At 60.4% G+C, this 16,532-nt stretch carries 17 protein-coding genes; 4 read left to right on the top strand and 13 right to left on the bottom strand.

Features of this window, described 5'->3' with window-relative positions:
- Positions 1-789 (top strand): PIG-L deacetylase family protein, encoded by a 789-nt coding sequence (locus tag HDF16_RS04085; RefSeq protein WP_184214277.1) that lies wholly within the window; start codon positions 1-3, stop codon positions 787-789.
- A gap of 24 nt (positions 790-813) precedes the next feature.
- Here HDF16_RS04085 and HDF16_RS04080 read toward each other — a convergent pair whose 3' ends face one another.
- The 7 genes from HDF16_RS04080 to HDF16_RS04050 form a co-directional block, all read right to left on the bottom strand.
- Positions 814-1,287 carry a DUF1440 domain-containing protein gene (locus HDF16_RS04080; RefSeq protein WP_184213835.1) on the bottom strand — a complete coding sequence of 158 codons (474 nt, stop codon included), beginning with the start codon at positions 1,285-1,287 and terminating at the stop codon, positions 814-816.
- 68 nt (positions 1,288-1,355) lie between these two features.
- Positions 1,356-2,885 carry a monocarboxylate uptake permease MctP gene (gene mctP / locus HDF16_RS04075; RefSeq protein ID WP_184213834.1) on the bottom strand — a complete coding sequence of 510 codons (1,530 nt, stop codon included), beginning with the start codon at positions 2,883-2,885 and terminating at the stop codon, positions 1,356-1,358.
- A 104-nt stretch (positions 2,886-2,989) separates the two neighbouring features.
- Positions 2,990-3,139, bottom strand: coding sequence for a hypothetical protein (locus HDF16_RS04070; protein WP_184213833.1), 150 nt, complete (start codon positions 3,137-3,139; stop codon positions 2,990-2,992).
- Positions 3,136-3,882, bottom strand: a complete 747-nt coding sequence (locus HDF16_RS04065; protein ID WP_348641233.1) for a cytochrome c biogenesis protein — start codon at positions 3,880-3,882, stop codon at positions 3,136-3,138. The genes HDF16_RS04070 and HDF16_RS04065 overlap by 4 nt, the downstream gene beginning before the upstream one ends.
- A gap of 25 nt (positions 3,883-3,907) precedes the next feature.
- Positions 3,908-4,597 (bottom strand): heme exporter protein CcmB, encoded by a 690-nt coding sequence (locus HDF16_RS04060; RefSeq protein ID WP_184213831.1) that lies wholly within the window; start codon positions 4,595-4,597, stop codon positions 3,908-3,910.
- Positions 4,594-5,094, bottom strand: coding sequence for a Cys-tRNA(Pro) deacylase (gene ybaK, locus HDF16_RS04055; protein WP_221312464.1), 501 nt, complete (start codon positions 5,092-5,094; stop codon positions 4,594-4,596). Before ybaK ends, HDF16_RS04060 begins: the two co-directional genes overlap by 4 nt.
- The gene (locus tag HDF16_RS04050) at positions 5,091-5,837 is read right to left on the bottom strand and encodes an ABC transporter ATP-binding protein (protein WP_348641232.1); all 747 of its coding nucleotides are present in this window, start codon (positions 5,835-5,837) and stop codon (positions 5,091-5,093) included. Before HDF16_RS04050 ends, ybaK begins: the two co-directional genes overlap by 4 nt.
- 79 nt (positions 5,838-5,916) lie before the next feature.
- On the opposite strand from HDF16_RS04050, the gene HDF16_RS04045 reads away from it, so the two are divergent.
- Complete coding sequence (locus tag HDF16_RS04045; RefSeq protein WP_184213829.1) at positions 5,917-7,374, top strand: M20/M25/M40 family metallo-hydrolase; 1,458 nt, start codon at positions 5,917-5,919, stop codon at positions 7,372-7,374.
- Between the two features lie 194 nt (positions 7,375-7,568).
- Here the strand turns inward: HDF16_RS04045 and HDF16_RS04040 are convergent, their stop codons facing one another.
- Entirely contained in the window at positions 7,569-8,024 is a 456-nt protein-coding gene (locus HDF16_RS04040) for a cytochrome c maturation protein CcmE (protein WP_184213828.1), read from the bottom strand.
- Between the two features lie 174 nt (positions 8,025-8,198).
- On the opposite strand from HDF16_RS04040, the gene thiC reads away from it, so the two are divergent.
- A complete protein-coding gene (gene thiC, locus HDF16_RS04035; protein ID WP_184213827.1) occupies positions 8,199-9,701 on the top strand; it encodes a phosphomethylpyrimidine synthase ThiC in 1,503 nt (500 codons plus the stop codon).
- Between the two features lie 153 nt (positions 9,702-9,854).
- Positions 9,855-11,027, top strand: a complete 1,173-nt coding sequence (locus HDF16_RS04030) for a GNAT family N-acetyltransferase (RefSeq protein ID WP_184213826.1) — start codon at positions 9,855-9,857, stop codon at positions 11,025-11,027.
- A 333-nt stretch (positions 11,028-11,360) separates the two neighbouring features.
- On the opposite strand, the gene HDF16_RS04025 is transcribed toward HDF16_RS04030, so the two are convergent.
- From HDF16_RS04025 to mtnA, 5 genes are all read right to left on the bottom strand, one after another.
- Positions 11,361-13,517, bottom strand: a complete 2,157-nt coding sequence (locus HDF16_RS04025; RefSeq protein WP_184213825.1) for a M28 family metallopeptidase — start codon at positions 13,515-13,517, stop codon at positions 11,361-11,363.
- 123 nt (positions 13,518-13,640) lie between these two features.
- Positions 13,641-14,402: an FkbM family methyltransferase gene (locus HDF16_RS04020; protein ID WP_184213824.1), complete on the bottom strand. Its 762-nt coding sequence runs from the start codon at positions 14,400-14,402 to the stop codon at positions 13,641-13,643.
- Between the two features lie 99 nt (positions 14,403-14,501).
- Entirely contained in the window at positions 14,502-14,909 is a 408-nt protein-coding gene (mscL, locus tag HDF16_RS04015; RefSeq protein ID WP_184213823.1) for a large conductance mechanosensitive channel protein MscL, read from the bottom strand.
- A 114-nt stretch (positions 14,910-15,023) separates the two neighbouring features.
- Positions 15,024-15,329 (bottom strand): permease, encoded by a 306-nt coding sequence (locus tag HDF16_RS04010; protein WP_184213822.1) that lies wholly within the window; start codon positions 15,327-15,329, stop codon positions 15,024-15,026.
- 127 nt (positions 15,330-15,456) lie between these two features.
- Complete coding sequence (gene mtnA, locus HDF16_RS04005) at positions 15,457-16,530, bottom strand: S-methyl-5-thioribose-1-phosphate isomerase (protein ID WP_184213821.1); 1,074 nt, start codon at positions 16,528-16,530, stop codon at positions 15,457-15,459.
- Positions 16,531-16,532 lie beyond the last annotated feature (2 nt).

Raw genomic sequence — 16,532 nt, 5'->3', positions numbered from 1 at the left:
CTGCACATTCTTGTTCTATCGCCGCACCGTAACGACGCAGCCTTTTCCCTTGGCCTCGCAATTGAGAGCTGGCTCGCGGCCAAACATCGCGTCACTGTCCTCGGCGTCTTCACCCGTAGCGCCACTGCCCCGTTTTCGGACGCCGAGACGGTTCACCCCAACGACCTGCTAAGCTACGTCTCCGGTATGCGCCGCAAAGAGGATGGCGAGCTCTTGAAGCTCCTGCCAAAGCTGCGTATGGAAGACCTGAACCTGAAGGACGCGCCGATTCGCCTGCGCTGCGGAACTGACGGAGAGTTTACCGTCGCTCCTGCTGCGGACGACAGCGCCGTCGTAAAGATCCAGAAGGCTCTCGCAAAGCTGGACGCTGAGATGAAGATCGATGCGGTTCTTCTGCCATTAGGCCTTGGTCATCATGTCGATCATCTGGTGGCCCGCAACGCCGCGCTCGACTTCGGCGCAACCCGCGCCTGCGCCTTCTACGAAGACCTGCCCGACGCCCTGCGCAATGGCGATGCTTTCGATACTGATCGCGACACAGACCCGGCCGTCCACGACGAGGTGGCGAGTCTCAGCCAGACTTATACGCCCGTCCTCTTGAAGAGCGGCCACGATGCTGAAAACGGCATCAAGCGAAAGTTGAAGATGGTCTCCGTATACGCCTCCCAGATCGATGAGCCGACAATGCAGACCATCAGCAACTTCGCGACTCGTTATGGAGCGGGAGAGCGCGTCTGGGCAAACGAGACGTGGGTGGCCGATGGCCGGCTCACGTCTGTCACCATCTGAGTAAATCCCGGTCCTCGATATGCGCTACAGGTGCTTTCGAACGAACCGCCTCACCGTCTCCGTCACCACCCCAAAGACCAGGTGCGAAGCCATCTCGCTGGTGTGTTCGCGTGGAGTCTGATCGTCCGCTTCCGCCCCCAGACCCAGCGCCGGAAGCGCGGTCTCATGCGTCAGCGCGGCCAGTGTAAGTCCGAAGCTTGCACCGTCCTTGGCCGTAGCGGAAGGGAAGTATTCGGCCAGCGCGCCATACGCAGCGCCCGTCGCAACACCAAATCCCCAGTGGATCGTACCTGCCGCCAGCGCCTTCGCCGGCCCGCTCAACTCGCGGCCAGCAATCTTCTCCGCAAGTACGTCGGGCGGTTCCGGCTCGCCGTGCGTGCGCGGGGGATAGACTTTCTCTGCCAGCGACTTCGCCGCCGTCGCCACTACACCGGCGATCAATCCTGCCAACAGCCCCTTCATCAGGGACTTCTCCGTCACTTGCAAAGCCTCACTCATTCCAACTCCTCTTGTTTTGCCTTCAACATTATGATGCCGCCCAAGCAGTTTATGACAGCTCGTTTGTGTCAGTCGGCATAAGCTTCGGGTGCGGTAATGTCCGAACCGTACACTGCAGGCCGTTCCGCAAGCCCGGTCGAGCGCAGCGCCAATGTGATGCAGCAAGAAACAGCAAGGTTCATTAGAAGAGCAGGAATTGCCGCATACATCGCGCACACTCCGCCGAAGATATGCAGCGGGTAGACGGACGACTTGAGCCCCAGCGACACGGCCATATACGTCCCTGCCGACATCCCCGCCACCCAGCCCGCGAGGAGCGCCCAAGGGTTCATCCAACGTGTGAAGGCTCCGATCACCACCGACGGAAAGAGCTGCGTCATCCAGATGCCGCCCAGCAACTGCATCTCGATGGCATACGGCGCGGGCAGGTAGAGCACGAAGACCAGTGCCCCGAACTTCACCGCCAGCGAGACGAGCTTCGCCATCTGCGACTCCTGCATGGGCGTAGCCTTCGTCCGTGCGAACTCGCCGTACAGGTTGCGCGTGAAGAGGTTCGATGCGGCAATGGACATGATCGACGCGGGTACAAGTGCTCCGATGGCGACCGCTCCGAGGCAGAACCCTGCAAACCACTCCGGGAACATCTTGAGGAAGAGCAGCGGCACAGCCTGGTTCGGGTCCTTCGTCACCACGCCTGCCGCCAGCGCGATGAACCCCAGCAGAGCGATCAAGCCCAGCATAAAGCTGTACGCCGGAAGCATCGCCGCGTTGCGCCGCACTGTGTTGGCGGAACTCGCGCTCAGTACGGCGGTCGCCGTATGTGGGTAGAGCATCAGCGCAATCGCCGACCCGATCGCCAGCGTCGAATAGCCCAAATACTGACTTGGCCGCAACAAGATCGACGCCGGAGGATTGTGTGCCGCCAGCGCCGCGCTCGCCAGTGAAAAGACCTTCGCGTAGCCGCCAAGCTTCCACGGCAGGATGATCAGCGCGGCCAGCACCATGATGTACAGCATGAAATCCTTGACGATGGCGATCACCGCAGGTGCGCGCAGGCCGCTCGAATACGTATACGCCGCAAGGATCAGGAACGCGGCACCAAGCGGCCATTCGCCCGTAACTCCCAATGCCGCGATGACCACCTTCATACCGACAAGCTGCAACGCGATGTAAGGCATCAGGGCGAGAATGCCGGTTAACGCAATCGCAACTGTAAGCCAGCGATTGCCGTAGCGCCCGGCGACGAAGTCGGCGAAGGTGATGTAGCCATGCCGATGGCAGACCGTCCAAAGCCGCGGCAGCACCAGCATCATGTAGGGGTAGGCGATGATGACGTACGGCAACGCGAAGAAACCCATCGCGCCTGCACCGTAGAGCGCCGCCGGAACCGCGATGACGGTATAAGCGGTGTACAGGTCGCCGCCGATCAGGAACCACGTGATCCACGTCCCGAAGCTGCGCCCTGCGAGGCCCCACTCTTCGAGCGAGTCGATCCCGCCCTCAGGCCGACGCCAGCGCACGGCCCAGAATCCGGCCATCGTGACCAGCAGAAAGATGAGGCAGAAGACCGCCAGGGCTGTCGGGTGATAGGTCGTCATCGGAGAAGGTAGCCCGATGGTATCAGCAGGGTTAGAGCGCAGTCACACGCAGGGTGCCCCATCCATGGAGTTTCATCGCATAGGCGGGATTGAATCGTCCAAAACTACCGGCGTGCCTTCGAAGTTGCCAACCAGTTCTTCGCGATCCACGCCACGTAGCCGCCCTGGAGTATCCAGACCGCTGCATAGGCGTAGAAGAGATTATGCGGATGGCTGCTCAACGGGCCAAGATCGAAGAATTTGTGCCAGGTCATTGGGTGATCTCCAAAGAGGCTTCGATCGCCTCAAGCGCGGCCTCTTCCTGGATGCGCTGCCGCCGCCGTTCGAGGCTGTACCGCAGTCCCAATACGAGAAAGCCCCATAGCGCCCATCCGGCTATATTCCACCAGACGGCAGGGTAGAAGCTGGCATCGAGCGAGCCATCGCCGCCAAAGACCGGCGCAGGATGCTGTGTCCGCCACCAGCGGATCGCCATGAAACTGATAGGCACATCGATCGCCGCGAAGACCGAGATGACCGCTGCCAGGGTGTGGCCTTCATCGTTGCCGCCGGAGAACTTGCGCGCGATCAGGTAGCTCACGTAGAGCATCCAGAGGATCAGATAAGTCGTCGTGCGCGCGTCCCATGCCCACCAGATACCCCACGCCGGCTTCGCCCACAGCGATCCGGTCAGCAGGCCGATGGTGACAAAGATGACCGTGACTTCAGCCGAGGCGACTGCCAGAGCGTCCGCGCCCAGCGCCTTCCATGGATCGCGACGCCGCCAGTAAAGGAACGCGAGCGATGCAGCGCAGTTGACGTATGGAAAAACCATGCCCAGGATGGCATGGGGCAGGTGGTAGTAGAAGATGCGCTGCACGTTGCCCATCGTCGCTTCGGTCGGCACCAGGAAGATCGCTTGGCGGAAGCCGATGGCCAGCACGACCAGCGCCACCGCAAACCAGGCGGCTGCTGCGACGCGGGGAACAACGGATCGGGATGGAGTTTCGAGCTGCACTGGGAGAATTCTAACGCCGCCCGGGCTACTCTGCGTGGAGAATCGTCTCGAAAAGCAGCAGGCAGACCGTAGTGAAGATGATGTCGTACGCTGCCAGCAGTTTGATCCAGAAATACGGCTGAATTGGGTCCACATCGCCGGTCAGGACGTCCGTGGTCGCATTCACCATGGAGAGAATAGCCGGTACGGATATGGGAAAGAGCAGCAGTGGCAGCAGAAGTTCGCGATTCTTGGCCCGCAAACCAAGCGCGGCGAAGAAAGTCCCATTGACAACCAGCGCCCATGTTCCCAACGGCATAATCGCGGTCAGCATCCAGCCATTGCCCAGCGCATGGACGTTGAAGAAGATGACAAAAAGCGGTGCGATTACCAGTTCCACTACCGTCACAAACGCAAGATTTGCCAGCGCCTTACCGAGAAAGAGCGCGGACGGCGGTGCCGGCACCATACGCTGCGCGTCCAGCACGCTGTTCCTCACCTCTCGCGCCCAGCTTTGGTTCAACGTTGTCACCGAAGCGAACAGTAGCGCAATCCAAAGGATTCCGCCGGAGATCTGCCGCGTCGTCGTCGGATTGCCGGTCGGGTCGAATGCGATGCTGAAGACGACGACTACCAGCAGCGAGAAGAACAGCATCCCGTTGATCGCGTCGCGTGACCGCCACTCAAGCTGGAGGTCTTTCAACAGATGGCGTGTGACCTGGCGCAGGTAGTTCATCCGTGTGCTGCCGCCTTGGTAAGGTCGGCCAGAGTCGACTCCGACGCTCGCAGGTAGTCCGCAGGTGAAAGAACCAACTGCAGCCCCCGCTGCCCTGCCGAGACCGAGATAACATCGAATAACTCAATCGTCTCGTCCGCGAAGGCAGGGAAGGGCTTCTTGGCCGCCATCACGGTGACGCCGCCACGAATGTACCCGGTCAGCGGCTCGACCTCCTTGAGCGATGCAAGGTCGGCCTTCTTCGCCCCAGCCGCATGGGCCAGCTTCTTCAGATCTAGTTCTGCATCACCGGGAATGACGGCGAAGACATGCTCGTTTGCGTTTGTATGCGTCAGCAGTGTCTTGAAGACCTGCTCCGCCGGCATGCCAATCTTCTTTGCTACGGAGATTGCGGTGAGGTCATCCGGATCGACCTCGTAAGGCCGCAGCTCGTAGCTGATCTTCAGCCCATCCAGCAGCCGTGCTGCGTTCGTTTTGGCGATCTTGGCCGTGCTCAAATCGCAGGCTCCCGCTTCAGCACGGAGGCGATCTTTCCAGCGCGCATGGTCAGCGTCGTGTCCGCTATCGGCGCGCCAAGGTGCGCCTGGTGCGTGGTCAGGATGATCGTCCGTCTGCCAATCCCTGCCATTGGGCCGCTTGTGATGGGCCAGGTCCGGAAGTCCGCCAGGAGCGTCACCATCATCTCCGCGGACTCCACATCAAGGTTCGAAAAGGGTTCGTCGAGCAGGAGCAGTTCCGGGTCACTTTGCAGCACACGCGCCAGCGATGTCCGCTGCCGCATCCCCTGCGAGTACTGCCCCACCGGCCGCTTCAGGTGTGGATCGAGCCCGACTGCGCGAAGCGCCATCTCCGGGCTCCCCGTGCACAAGCCGCAGCCATCGCCACGCAGACCGGCGAAGTAGCGAAGGTTCTCGCCCGCGGAGAGCTCGTCGTAGAGCATCGGCGCGTGGCTCATATACGCGATCCGTCCGCGCTGCTCTTGCGGTGTAGTGCCAAAGGTAGCCACCGACCCGCGCGATGGCGAGATCAAACCGGCGACCATGCGCAGCAGCGTCGACTTGCCTGCGCCGTTCTCGCCCAGAATCATGGTGCAGCTTCCCATCTCGAAGCTGGTCGAGACGTTCCGCAGTGCGGCGAACGCTCCGTATACCTTCGAGACCTCGCGAAGCTCTGCCGCCGCTGTCTGCGGTTGGGTGGCGATCGCTGCGGCCTGGGCTTTCTCTAGAACCATCTCGTCCATGGCGATCCCGGTACTTCGCCTATGCGAGTATAGAGCGAAGCCCGCCGCAACACACTTGCACCAAGAGGTCACTCCAACCATGAGACTGAAGTCCGCGCTGCTCTCCGCCGCTCTTTTCGCCGCCGTTCCCGCCGCTTCGCTCCTTGCGCAGGGCAAGAGTCCGCTCGATCCCGAGACCGAAAAGCTCTCGCACGAGATCTTCAAGCAGCTTGTCGAGACGAATACGACGGACTCCGTCGGCAGCGTGACGGCGGCTTCAGAGGCCATGCGCAAGCGGCTGCTCGATGCTGGATTTGCCGCCGAAGACCTCGTTCTGGCAGGACCGAACGACCGCAAGATGAACCTCGTCGCGCGCTATCGCGGCAAGGCGGCATCGACGCTCAAGCCGATTCTGATCATCTGCCACGAGGACGTAGTCGAAGCTCCGCAGGCCGAGTGGGCCACCGACCCCTTCAAGCTGGTCGAAAAGGACGGCTTCTTCTATGGTCGCGGCACGCAGGACATGAAGGACTCGGACGCGATCCTGGTGACGAACTTTATCCGGTTGAAGAAGCAGGGATTTGTGCCCAGCCGCGACTTCATCCTCGCGCTTACGGCGGATGAAGAAGGCGGCAAGTCGAACGGCGTGGACTGGCTTCTGAAGAACCGGCCGGAGCTGATCAAGGCCGAGGCAGCGCTGAATCCGGACTCGGGCGGTATCGACACCGAGAGCGGCAAGCCGGTCGTGATGGTGCTTGAAGCGACAGAGAAGCTCTACGGCGACTTCGAGCTTTCGACGAAGAATCCCGGTGGCCACAGCTCGCTGCCGACCAAGGCGAATGCCATCTATGAGTTGACCAAGGCACTGGATCGTCTTGAAAAGTACCAGTTTCCGGTCGAGATCAACGCCGTCACCCGTGCCTACTTCGAGCAGATGTCTTCTATCGAAAGGAAGCGCGGCAACACACAGATTGCTGACGATATGCTCGCCGTGCTGAAGTCGCCTCCCGACCTGGCTGCTGTCACCCGGCTCTCAGAAAGCCCCCGCTATAACTCGACGCTACGGACGACATGCGTGGCGACGATGCTTTCGGCCGGACAGGCTCCGAACGCTCTGCCGCAGTTCGCTAACGCCAACGTGAACTGCCGCATCCTTCCCGGCCACACGCAGGAAGAGACGCGCCAGACGCTGATCACGGTCTTCGCGGAGCCCGGCGTGACGGTTCAGTACAAGGACGATGGCGGCACGTTATTTCCGGTTGGAACGGACCGCGTTTCGCCCACACCTCCACCGCTGCGCGCCGACATCTTCGACCCACTGAAGAAGGTGATGGCGGAGATGTATCCCGGCCTGCCGATCCTGCCGCAGATGGAGACCGGAGCTTCAGACAGCATCTACACCATGGCTGCGGGAGTTCCGAGCTATGGGATCAACGGTGTGGGCATCGATACGGACGATATGCGAGCCCATGCACGGGACGAGCGCGTGAACATTCGCTCTTATGATCGCGGCGTGGACTTTTATTACCGCTATCTTCAGGCGCTGGGCGGCAAGTAGCGCCCAGTTTTACAAAAATATTGCGCGTTTCATGTCACCTCTCAAATGTTCCACGTGGAACATTTGAGGCTGAAAGCGGGTATTCCCCGCTGGTCATCTCGCCAGGCACACAAAAACATTGGGTTTTGGAGGGCGACGCGTGGTCTAGTCAGTTCCGGTGCCCGCGTGGACGCTGAAAAACGAGCATTTCTGAGCTACTTCGTTGAAGGCAAAATAGCAGCGGCGGCGGCCGGTGTAGCGGCCTTCTTGTTGTCTACTGGCGCATACTTTGACGCGCACTTTGCTTGCAGTTCCGTGGCGTGAAAGACGCCGTCGTGCCCATAGGTTCCGACGGCTAGCGCCTGGGAATCGTCCTTGAACGTGTCCGGTGGCGGCTCAGAGCCCTGGTAGGCGACTTGCAGTGTCTTGCCCTGCTCCATCAACGCAAAGTTGACCATCATTCCCTGACGCTTGATCGATCCTGGAGCGACATTTCCGGCCACGCGCAGGTGGCGCGTGTAGGCCTTATCGCCAAGCCCCTGCAGCTCCGCGATGGTGACGTAATACTGCTTGGTCGAGCCGATCGAGGTGACGGCGAGATAGGCGACCGTCGCGAGGATGATGACGCTGGCGACGATGATTCCGATAGGTTTGCGCTGATTGCTGGCCATGACTGCATGTAGTTTACGCCCGCCCGGTAAGCCGGGTGCAGAGCGGGAACAAAAAAGGTGATTGGCGGAAATGGCAGCGGTTCGCATAACCCGGAGTCAGCTAGTCCGAATTCGACAGGTTACCGGCGTATACTCTGAAAACAAGATTACCGATACCAGAAGCAGGGGAATTGCATGAGCTTGAGCAGCGCGAACGGACATTCGAACGGCAACGGAAACGGCCATGCCACGGCCTCAAACGGCAATGGCTACAAGGTTCCTACCGGACGCGCGGAGTGGATCGTCAAGCGCAAGGCCGAGGCTGAGCGCACCGGCGACACCAATATGAGCCAGATGCACTTCGCGCGCAAGGGTCTCATCACGGAAGAGATGGCCTATGTCGCCCAGAAGGAGAAGATCTCCGCCGAACTCATCCGTTCCGAGATTGCCAAGGGAACGATGATTATCCCGGCGAACATCAACCACGTCGAGCTTGAGCCGATGGCCATCGGCGTCGAGTCGCTCTGCAAGATCAACGCCAACATCGGCAACTCCGCTCTATCGTCAAACGTGGATGAGGAGCTCCGCAAGCTGCACACGGCTGTCCACTTCGGTGCCGATACTGTTATGGATCTATCGACCGGCGGCGATATTCCGATGATTCGGGAGGCGATCCTGCGTCATTCGCCGGTGCCGATTGGCACGGTGCCGCTTTATGAGGCTCTGTCGCGCGTCAAGAAGGTCGAAGACCTGAACATTGACCTGTATCTCGAAGTGATCGAGGAGCAGGCGCAGCAAGGTGTGGACTACTTCACGATCCACGCCGGCGTGCTGATCGAGTACGTTCCACTTGTAGCCAAGCGCATCACCGGCATCGTCAGCCGTGGCGGCGCGATCCTCGCGCAGTGGATGACCTCGAATCACAAGCAGAACTTCCTTTATGAGAACTTCGACCGCATCACCAAGGTGATGGCGAAGTATGACGTCAGCTACTCGCTCGGCGATGGCCTTCGCCCCGGCTGCCTCGCGGATGCTTCGGATGAGGCGCAGTTCGCGGAGTTGAAGACCCTTGGCGAGCTCACGCGGCACGCCTGGAAGTCCGATGTGCAGGTGATGATCGAAGGCCCGGGTCACATCCCGATGGACCAGATCAAGCTGCAGGTGGATAAGGAAGTCGAGCTCTGCGACGGTGCCCCGTTCTATGTGCTTGGGCCGCTGGTCACCGATATCGCTCCCGGCTACGACCACATCACGTCGGCCATCGGCGCGGCGATGATCGGCTGGCACGGCGCAGCGATGCTCTGCTACGTGACGCCGAAGGAGCACCTCGGCCTGCCGAACGAGAAGGACGTCAAGGACGGCATCATCGCCTACAAGATCGCTGCCCACGCTGCGGACGTTGCGAGGCACCGTCCGGGAGCCCGCGATCGCGACGATGCTATCTCACACGCACGCTATACCTTCGACTGGGACAAGCAGTTCGCGCTGTCTCTTGATCCGGAGACAGCTCGCTCCATGCACGACGAAACTCTTCCCGATGACTACTACAAGGAAGCGGCTTTCTGCAGCATGTGCGGACCGAAGTTCTGCAGCATGAACTGGTCGAGCAAGGTGGACAAGTTCAATGAGAGCGAGTTCGGTTTGAAGAAGCAGGATCTGACGCAGATTATGACGGAACAGCTCGCCATGCGCGGCTAGTTTGCATCCTACGTTGTGAAGTTGCGTTTCCAGACAGGGCCAATGATTCGTTCATTGGCCCTCTGGGTGTAGCCCCCTTGCGCAAAATTGCACGAGCTATCGCCAGCAAGCAATACCGCCAGATCCTACATTTGAAGCGTGGGTCCTATCAGGATGCAGACTCAGACTCAGACACAGTCAAAGATATTGCTCGATGCAGAGAGTTTTGCGGCTCATTGGGATGAGCTGCAAGAGCTCCGGCGCGGGCTTGGGGTCGAGTCTGATGTGCTGCTTAATCCAATCCATTTTTTGACGGCGACCGACGACACCAGACGTTCCTGCTCGGTGGCCGTATGGCGAGAGGCGAAGCTGGTCGGCGTGCTGTATGCTACGCAACACTATTTGAAGGGTCTGGCCACGGGATATGGAATTGGCGGCGACTTTACGGGGCGCGGTCTGCTTCTGTGTTCGGCTGCCGACGAGAGCTATGTGTTGTGCGCAGCGATTCGCCAGTTGACGAGCGAGGGTGTCCATTCGCTCCATCTGCGGCTTCTGCCTCGGGGCGAGGCCGTCGCTCCGGTGAGGGGGCTCAAGATGAAGACCCTCGATGCCGTCATCCCGGGCGATCTGCTTCCTCTGCTGCCGGACTATGAGGAGTTTCTCAGCGGCCTGGGCAAACATACGCGACGCAACATCCGTGCCTTCACGCGCAAGACGGAGCTGGAAGGGATTGAGTTTGTAACGTTGCTGGGGAAGTTGGAGTACGACCTCGCCGTGGAAAGGTTGAACTCGGAGACCGACTTTCCCGCTGATCCGCTGCGGCTTGCTCGCGACGAGAGACTGCTGGAGCTTCATGGCGGAGAGCGGCTTGGCCTGCGCGATAGTGAAGGAACCCTGGTCGCGGTGATGTGCGGCTTCCGAAAGGGCGGGAAGTTCCACCTTCTTACCCAGTTGAATGATGTGAAGCACGAGCGATTGAGCCTGTCCCTGGTGCTTCGTGGATACGTGACGAAGTACCTGATTGAAGAGGGACTAACGTGCCTGCACTTTATGGGGGGTAGCTCACTGAGTTTCGGGCGATATTGCCAGCCGGAGAACTACAGGTCGATCTTTGTTGACCGTAGGAATGGATCCGCTGCCGCAGTGAAAATGGTTGCGAGCCACGTCGTTCGTCTGATGCAAAACCTGGGCAGGGCGATTCCGGAGAGGTTGGCCGTGATCTGCAACGGTCATCTGGATGATGCGTTGCTTAAAGAAAGAACCGTGCTACGGCCCGCAGCGATGCTGTTGAGCCAACGTCGGGCAGCGGCGACTAATCCTTTGCAGCGTGCCCGCGCATCAGTATAAAAACCGGCCCGATAACGGTAACGACGAATGCAAGAGCAAGAAACAGATCATTAAGCAACATGCGAGGCAGATTCCTTGGGAGAGTGGGACCGCATTCGTTTACAGGATGGAAGCGTTTTCCCGAGTTGGGAATGGCACTTCCGAGATCGATCCCATGCCGCTAACGTTGCACATGAGCCAAGCCCTTGTTTCGTTGCAATGAAATCGATTTTGGTGCATGCCTGCGGGTTAATCAACAGAAATGTGACGATGCCGGGCATTAAATTCTGGTTGCATGCATTCTTCTGAATAACTTGCATCACAGATGGTGCAAAGTGCCTTTCTTGCCAATTCCTACTTCGCCAACTCCAACATATCCGCCGACCGGTTGACGGCTTCGGCGAGGCGTGCGATCTGAGCCTGGGCGCGTGCTGCATCCGGCTCGTCGATCGCCTCCGTCACGCCAGGTATGACAACTGCGGCGTAACCGGTAAACTCGCCCGGCGAATAGATGACGTGCTTGTACCAGCTTCGGCGCGGCAGTCCCTCGGGGTCGAGTAGAGCGGACTCCGCGTCTCGCAGGGCGCGATTCAAGGCAGCGAGGTCGGTGGGAGTTCCGGTCTGACTTCGGTATGCGGTTTGGGCTGCGGCGGAGAAACGGGCGGCGGCCTTAGTGGCGGCGGCGAAGTCTAGGCCTAGCTTGGCGGCCTCAGCCTTCTGCTGTGCGGTGACGATGTAGCCTGCGATCTCCTTGCTGTAGGGGCGGTAGTCGTAGGGAAGGATGTCGGCGTCGGCCATATGCAGAATCTCGAGGCCGAAGACGCGGGCCTGCTGCTGCTCGTAGACGAAGGTGGGGTCGGCGAACTTGGTGAACCAGTTGTAGTTATCGAACACAGAGTGGTAGACGCCGTAGGGGCCCTCGGAGCCGATGTCGGTCGAAGGCACGCCCATGTGCTGGATGAAGGGCGTGAAGTCGGAACCGGAGCCGAGGTCGCCGACATGGACTTCGGTCGATTTGTTGTTGGCCCCGTTCGCGAATTCGGACTGGCCGCGACGGCCATGACCATCTTCCTGGCTCTTCTTCCAGGCGTCGTAGACGGTTCCGCCCTGCGGGCTGGCGACGCCCTGGGTGACTTCGCGGACGAACTGCTTCAGGGATGGAACGGCTGAGGCGTTGAAGTCGGGGCCGGCTACGCCTACATCGGTGTTGAAGTAGGCGACGGCGTGCTTCAGATGCTCGGCGTTGTCTTCAACCCACTCTGTAGAGCCGATGAGGCCTTCTTCTTCGGCGTCCCACGATCCGATGACGATGGTGCGCTTGGGCTTCCAGCCCTGCTTGAGGAGATCACCGAGGCCGTGGACGGTCTCGAGCATGGCAGCAGTGCCGCTGTTGGGATCCACTGCGCCGTAGACCCAGGCATCGCGATGGTTGCCGGCGACAACCCAGTCGTCCTTCTGCTCGGGGTCGGTGCCGGGGATGGTGCCGATGACGTCCCAGATGGTGCGGAGTTTCGTCTCCTGCTCCAAGTGCATGTGGACGGTCACGGCGGCTGCGCCGGGAGCTCCGCCGAGGTGATAAGTGAAGGGAAGGCCGCCCTGCCAGTCACGCGGGGTCTGCGGGCCGCCTAGGGCCTGTAGGATCGGCGCGGCGTCCTTGTAAGAGAGCGGGTTGGCGGGGATGCTGGGCTGGTTCTTCTGGAGCTTGTCAGCGGGGATGCGCTTCGAATCGGGCAGGTCGGGCGTGGAGGCTATGCCGGGGGTCTCGGGGTCGCCGGGATAGATCGGAAGGAATTGGGTCGAGCCGCGCTGGACGCCAGACTCCGGGCGGTAGGGCCCCTTGGGGTACATGTCGCCCTTCACGTAGCCGTCGTCGGCGGGGTCGGAGTAGATGAGGACGCCTTTGGCTCCGTACTGCTGGGCAATGTAGACCTTGACACCGCGGAAGTTGCCGCCGTAGCGGACGAGGACGATCTTGTCCTTGACGCTGACGCCGAGGGCAGCGAGCTTTTTGAAGTCGGCGAGGGTGCCGAAGTTGGCGAAGACGACCTCGCCGGTGATGTCGCCGGAGGGGCTGGAGCCGTTGAAGGCGGGGGTGACGCGGGGATCGTCCTGGAAGGGATCGCCGCCGTCTTTCGTTGGGTCTACGTGTTCGGGCGATGGGCCGGACATGAGGAGCTTGCCGTTGGCGTCGTGGGCCTCGATCGCGATGCTGATGGGCTTGTTCATCAGGACGCTGTAGGGGACGATCTTCGTGTCGAGGCCCGCGGCTTTGAACTTTTCGGCGACGTACTGGGCGGTCTTGTAGTCTTCGGGCGAGCTGGCCCAGTGGGGCTCGGCGGTGAGGGTCTTGAGGTGCTGGCCAGCCAGCTTCGCGTCGGGGACGGCGAGGAAGGCTGCATCCCACTTGGCTTGCTGGGTGAAGTCGCGATAGCCGAAGACCTGCTGCGGCTGCTGGGCGAGGAGAGCGGAGGCAGTAAAAGGGAGCAGGCAGGCGAATCGCTTGAGGGTCAAGTAGGGCCTTGTCTTCTATGGAATTTGACTGCCTATGAGCGTAGAGAGATTTGGGGCGGGATGCAAGGGACACAACGGCAAAGCCACTAACCAGATGTTAGAAGGCAGCACCGATGAAGGCGCTTAGTCCGCAATGCAGAGGTAATCTCCGAAATCATCTTGCTTGTATCTGGAGATGACTGAGTCCACGATTCGATAACCGTGGTCGTTCAACAGATCGAAGAGAGCTTCTACCGTTTGCCCCTTGGGAAGCCATGGGGGATGAGTCGCAATGATGAGTGCAGGATGGTGCTGGGCGAGAAGGTGTCTCGCGCCCTCGCAGACCCACATCTCTGAACCTTCGGTATCGATCTTGATCAGATGGGGGACGAGTCCGGACTGACGCGAGTAGGTGTCCAAAGTGATGGCTTCGATCTCGATCACGGAGAGATTCTCAGGAGAGATATTCGTGATCTCCGTACCCGCAAGAGAGTTCATGAATGAATTGCCGTCTCCAACCAGGTGAAAGGGCGTTAATTCATCTCGATTGGAGACGGCTTTGGAAACGATGTCGAGCTGGGAGAGACGGTTCAGCCGCTTGTGAAAGGACAAGGATTCAAGCAGGGCTGGAGATGGCTCGAAAGCGGCAACCCTGCCCCGGACTCCTACCCGCCGGGCGGCAACCATGGACATCCATCCCTGGTGAGCGCCGACATCGAAAAACACGTCTCCTGGATGCAGCCTTTCGGAGATCCATCGCATGACGTGCGGCTCATTGAGCCTGATATTCAAGAGCCGGGGATGTGTCCATACCGGCCTGCCGAAGAGCATCTTCGGAACCGGGAGTTGGGATTGCCTTAGGCTCTGCTTGAGAAACCCATGCAGCGTGGGCAGGCGTCTCTTCATGGTCGAGCTAAAGGCGGACAGCACTGTGGTCTCTCTACTCGGAGTGATTTCTACCCGCCAGGGCCAACTGAGCGTTGATGCCAGTTGGCCCTGCGCGCTTTATGCGACGACGGGTTCGGTGCAGAACTTGCAGCGCTTCGCGGCGACCGGAATATCCGAGAGGCACTGGGCACAGACCTTCGTGACGGGCGGAGCTTCCGGCACCGGGCCTTTCACCTTCGCGAGCAGGTAGCCGAGTGGAACCACAATGAAGAAATAGACGACCGAGGCCTTCAGGACGAAGTCGATGACGGCATTGAGGAAGCTGCCGTAGAGGATCTTTCCGCCGTTGACGAAGAAGAAGAGGGCCTCGAAGCTGGGCTTGCCAACGATGGCGGCGATGAAAGGGGTGATGATGTCGGTGGTCAGCGCGGTGACGACGGAGCCGAAGGCGGCACCGATGATGACGGCGACTGCGAGGTCGACTACGTTGCCACGAAGGATGAAGTCACGAAAACCTTTGAGCACTGGATAATCTCCCGGGGAATGACGTTGATGCTCTTTATGATGCGGCTGAGTATAGCAGCGTGGTGCGATGAGGCGGTGGATTTGGCGGGGATGTCGACGTTCGCCAGCATTGGGTTAATGAGCGCCGCTCATCCAGAGAGCGTAGGGGTAAAGCAGGAAGACGAGGATGAGCGTGAGGGCCATCAGGTCCATATAGATGCAGAGGATGACGCCAGCGTGATAGAAGCTCCAGCGGCGGCGGATGCAGCGAACCGTGTCGACGGTACCGGCGATGGCCAGGAGGGTGGGGATGACGAGGTAGGGGGTGGCTCGGTTATGCGGGAAGCCGGAGAGGGGGAAGGCGGCTAGAAGACTGGAGAGCACGAGGATGTTTCCGCGAATGAGGGACTTCTGGCGCGGATTGAAGACGGCGGGCAGCACTGATCGATTATCCGCCCGGCTTGGGTAGCGTGGTCTGAATTGCTGCGTGGAGTTGTGGGAGATGAACTTCGCGGCGGTAGCGTTTGACCCTCCCACCGCGAGGTGCGATGAGAGGGTGGCAAGAGGTTTAGGCTTCGACGAGCGCGGGTTGCGTCGTGTCGGCGGAGGCGAAGGCCTGGATTGATTCGTTGTAAGGGCCGGTGAGGACGCCGCGCTCTGTGATGATGGCGGTGACGTACTTCGCCGGGGTGACGTCGAAGGCGGGGTTCTCGATCCCAACGCCATCGGGGGTCATCTGCTTGCCGTTGGAGTGAGTAACTTCGAGGGCGGAGCGCTGTTCGATGGGGATGAGGCCGCCGTGAGCCGTCTTGATGTCGATGGTGGACCAGGGGGCGGCTACGTAGAAGGGGATGCCGTGTTCTTTAGCCAGAATTGCCACACCATACGTCCCGATCTTGTTGGCGACGTCGCCGTTGGCCGCGATGCGGTCTGCGCCGACGATGACGGCCTGAATCTTGCCCTGGTACATGAGCGAGGCGGCCATATTGTCGCAGAGGACCGTGGTGGGGATGTTGTCCTTCATGAGCTCCCATGCGGTGAGGCGCGCGCCTTGCAGGAAGGGGCGGGTCTCGTCGGCAAAGACGTCGATCTTATGGCCGGCTTCGATGGCTGCGCGGATGACTCCGAGAGCTGAGCCGTAGCCGCAGGTGGCGAGTGCTCCGGCGTTGCAGTGGGTGAGGACGGTGCCCTGCTTCGGCAGCAGGGATGCGCCGTTTGCGCCCATCTGCTTGCAGGCAGCGATGTCCTCGTCGTACATCTGGCGGGCGCGGGCTACGACGGCTTCCTTGATCTCGGAGATGGGGGTGTTCTTGGCGGCGAGATTGTTGTAGAGATTGCGGATCTCGGCGATGCCCCAGAAGAGGTTGACGGCGGTGGGCCGGGTGGCGGCGAGGTGAGCGTCGATCTCGGCGACCTCTTTGGTCAGCTCGGCGAGAGATGTTGCTTGGCTGCGCTGAATGCCGATGGCGACGCCCATGGCGGCGGAGACGCCGATGGCGGGAGCGCCGCGGACGATCATGTCGCGGATGACGGTGGCGACCTGTTTGTAGTCGGTCGCGAGAACGTAGGTCTCTTCAAGCGGGAGCTTGGTCTGATCGAGGAAGTTGACGCCGGTGGGAAGCCATTCGAGGGTGGGAATCATGT

It is taken from the genome of Granulicella aggregans, from assembly GCF_014203275.1.
In the GTDB taxonomy this organism is placed as follows: domain Bacteria; phylum Acidobacteriota; class Terriglobia; order Terriglobales; family Acidobacteriaceae; genus Edaphobacter.
This window is presented reverse-complemented; position numbering and strand designations above follow the sequence as displayed.

Bases quoted from the DNA above. Each gene is read 5' to 3' on its own strand.
- HDF16_RS04080 (WP_184213835.1), bottom strand. From the start codon at position 1,287: ATGAGTGAGGCTTTGCAAGTGACGGAGAAGTCCCTGATGAAGGGGCTG.
- mctP (WP_184213834.1), bottom strand. From the start codon at position 2,885: ATGACGACCTATCACCCGACAGCCCTGGCGGTCTTCTGCCTCATCTTT.
- HDF16_RS04070 (WP_184213833.1), bottom strand. From the start codon at position 3,139: ATGACCTGGCACAAATTCTTCGATCTTGGCCCGTTGAGCAGCCATCCG.
- HDF16_RS04060 (WP_184213831.1), bottom strand. From the start codon at position 4,597: ATGAACTACCTGCGCCAGGTCACACGCCATCTGTTGAAAGACCTCCAG.
- HDF16_RS04050 (WP_348641232.1), bottom strand. From the start codon at position 5,837: ATGGACGAGATGGTTCTAGAGAAAGCCCAGGCCGCAGCGATCGCCACC.
- HDF16_RS04045 (WP_184213829.1), top strand. From the start codon at position 5,917: ATGAGACTGAAGTCCGCGCTGCTCTCCGCCGCTCTTTTCGCCGCCGTT.
- HDF16_RS04040 (WP_184213828.1), bottom strand. From the start codon at position 8,024: ATGGCCAGCAATCAGCGCAAACCTATCGGAATCATCGTCGCCAGCGTC.
- thiC (WP_184213827.1), top strand. From the start codon at position 8,199: ATGAGCTTGAGCAGCGCGAACGGACATTCGAACGGCAACGGAAACGGC.
- HDF16_RS04030 (WP_184213826.1), top strand. From the start codon at position 9,855: ATGCAGACTCAGACTCAGACACAGTCAAAGATATTGCTCGATGCAGAG.
- HDF16_RS04020 (WP_184213824.1), bottom strand. From the start codon at position 14,402: ATGAAGAGACGCCTGCCCACGCTGCATGGGTTTCTCAAGCAGAGCCTA.
- mtnA (WP_184213821.1), bottom strand. From the start codon at position 16,530: ATGATTCCCACCCTCGAATGGCTTCCCACCGGCGTCAACTTCCTCGAT.